The 2,728-nt window shown below is 66.5% G+C and carries 4 protein-coding genes; all 4 read right to left on the reverse strand.

Going from position 1 to position 2,728, the window contains the following annotated elements; translation table 11 throughout:
* Positions 1 to 931: cell division protein ZapE (gene zapE, locus VDP82_RS16740; protein ID WP_323015963.1), on the reverse strand; the 931-nt coding region annotated here is incomplete at its 3' end.
* A gap of 167 nt (positions 932 to 1,098) precedes the next feature.
* A complete protein-coding gene (locus VDP82_RS16745; RefSeq protein ID WP_323015964.1) occupies positions 1,099 to 1,707 on the reverse strand; it encodes an AprI/Inh family metalloprotease inhibitor in 609 nt (202 codons plus the stop codon).
* 261 nt (positions 1,708 to 1,968) lie between these two features.
* Positions 1,969 to 2,202: a hypothetical protein gene (locus tag VDP82_RS16750; protein ID WP_323015965.1), complete on the reverse strand. Its 234-nt coding sequence runs from the start codon at positions 2,200 to 2,202 to the stop codon at positions 1,969 to 1,971.
* Positions 2,199 to 2,728, reverse strand: a 530-nt coding sequence (locus VDP82_RS16755) for a class I SAM-dependent methyltransferase (RefSeq protein ID WP_323015966.1), incomplete at its 5' end; no start/stop codon positions are given. The genes VDP82_RS16750 and VDP82_RS16755, both read right to left, overlap by 4 nt.

Consider the following 2,728-nt stretch of genomic DNA (forward strand, 5'->3'; position numbering starts at 1 on the left):
TGGTGCGGTCCATCTGCGGGATGTCGTCGATGAGGATGGAATCGAACTGGTGGGCGATGCGCACGAAATCGCGCGAGCCCAGCGGCTTTTCACACAGATCCGAAAACCCGAACCGTGCCGCACCCATGGCGGTAAGCGGCACCGCGATCTTCCGGCCGATGCTCTCCACCACGCCCGGCGCGCCCCTCTCGCCGCCGGTGATGCGCAGCCAGAGCCGGTCCATCTCGGCGCGCACGTCCGGGCCGCTGCCAAAGACATAGACGTGCTGGCCGGCAAATTTGAGCCGCCGGTAGTCCTGCGCCGAGAGCAGCGCCACCACCTCGGTCCGCTGCTTGAGCAGCGCGATGAAGGGCAAAAACAGCTGGCGGTTGAGCCCATCCTTGTAGAGATCGTCGGGGATCACATTGGAGGTGGCCACCAGCGTCACCCCGCCGGCAAAGAGCTGGCCGAACAGCCGGTCGAGCAGCATGGCATTGGTGATGTCGTGGACGTGAAATTCGTCCAGGCACAAAAGGCGCAACCCCGACCTGAGCAGCGGCCGCACCACCGCCGCGATCGGGTCGGCGTCGTCATCGCGGCCCTTCTTCGACTTGCGGAAGGCGGCGATGCCCACATGCACCTCGTCCATGAATTCATGGAAATGCACCCGCCGCTTTTCGGCGAAGGGCGCGGCGGCAAAAAACAGGTCCATGAGCATGGTCTTGCCCCGCCCTACCTCGCCGTAAAGATAGAGCCCGCGCACCGGCCGCGGCTTGTCGAAGAGGCCGAAGCGCTTCTTGCGCCGCGCCGCCACCAGGTCGGCCAGAACCCGATCCAGCGCCAAGGCCGCCTCGCTCTGGGCCGGATCGGCCATCAGCGCGCCGCGCGCGACCAGATCGTCATAGGCGGCATGGACGGAGCCGGCGGATGGTCGGGAAGAAATGGATGACATGATGATATCAGCGCCCTCTTCACCTCTCCCTTGGGGGGAGAGGTCGAGCCCTTTGGGGGCGGGTGAGGGGGCTTTCCCCACGCACGGAAATAAGAAAAGGCCCCCTCACCCGGCGCGGAGCGCCGACCTCTCCCCCAAAGGGAGAGGTGAAGGGAGCCACCGAAAACTCAGCGCGACATGGAGATGGCCTGGCCACCGCCCATGGTGCCGATATAGCGGCCGCCCGAGGGGGCGAGGAAGGCGGCGATATTGCCGTTTTCATCATAGAGCTGGAGCTGGCTGCCCACCTGCTGCCAGCCGGTGACGGCGGCAATCTGCGGCACGATGCAGCCCGGCGCCGAGGCGCGGTAATAGCTGGTGCCGGTCTTGGCGGTGAGCGGCAGGTTGATGCGGCAGGTGGCCGAACCGGCCACCACGTTCCAGGCCCCTTCGGGGCCGGCGCTCATGCCGCCCGCAACCGGCTGGGCCAGAGGATCGAGCGAGACGATGGAGGACGGCGCGCCCCCCGGCGTGGCGATGGAAGCCTGCTGATTGGCGGGAACGCCACCCAGCACGGGCTGGCCCGACAGGCCCGGCGCTGGCGTGCCCGAAGCCGCGCCCAGGGCCGGCAGGGTATTCTGCTGCACGGTGGAATTCTGCACCGGCTGCAACTGCGCCGGGGCGCCGATGCGGTTGATATTGCTGGTATTGGAACCGGTGGACTGACATGCCGCCAGCGTGATGGCGAGTGTGGCCACGCCCAATGCGGAAAGCGATCCGCGCATCCAGTCCTTCATGGGTTCCGCTCCTGCCCAAGTCTCAAGAAAAGGTTAACTGCCCTGTCGGCTTATAACCAAAGCGCCCACCGCATTCAATTGCAAGCAGAGACCGATATTATGGCCATTTTGGGGGAGGAGTATCTTTACCGCCGGGTCATTCCGGCGCAGGCCGGAATCCAGGCTGAAGGCTGACCACGCCCGCGATGAGGGGGAAAGATGCGGATATGGATGCCGGCCTGCGCCGGCATGACACCGTGGAGGTGGGTCCAATAGCGCCCCCTACCCCTCGGTCCCACCCATTTCCTTGAGCAGCGCGGCGGCCAGTTCGCCGGCATCGGCGGCTTCCTCCTCGGGCACCTGCACCGGAATGCCGGCATCGGTGAAGAAATTCGGCACGCCGGGAAAGCCGCCATCGCCCGGCTCGAGCGGGTGGAAGCCATAGGCGCGCAACGCCACGATCAGCGCCCGCGCCTGCGCGCCATCCTCGATATGGGCAATGACGCGATAGCTCATGGTTGGCTCGCTCCCTTGGGTTTGCGCGCCACCAGATCGATCAGCGCCGAGGGGCCGCTATGGGCCGCGCCTTCGGCCAGGACGCTGTCATGGACGCCGAGATGGATGATGTCGAGCGCGGCGAAGCTGCTGCGCAGCAAGGGCTCGGTATAAAGGTTTTCGACCTGGGCAGGCCCGCCCGTGCCATAGGCGAGCTGTTCGGGCCGGTAGCCCTGCACCAGCAGGAGGCCGCCGGGCGCCAGCGCCCGCGCCATGCCGGCGAAGATGGCATCGCGCAAAGCGGGCGGCGCGAACTGGATGAAGATGACGGCGATGACGTCGAAGCGCTCGGCCGGCCAGTCATAAAGGGCGATGTCGAGTTGGCGGGTCGCAAGGGTGACGCCGCGCTTTTCCGCCAGCCTGCGGGCTTTTTCCAGCCCGATGGCGGAGGCATCGATGGCCAGAACGTCCAGCCCCTGCTCGGCCAGCCACACCCCGTTGCGCCCCTCGCCATCGGCCACGGCCAGCGCCGTGCGATAACCGGAAA

This window comes from Devosia sp., assembly GCF_034675085.1.
GTDB lineage: Bacteria > Pseudomonadota > Alphaproteobacteria > Rhizobiales > Devosiaceae > Devosia.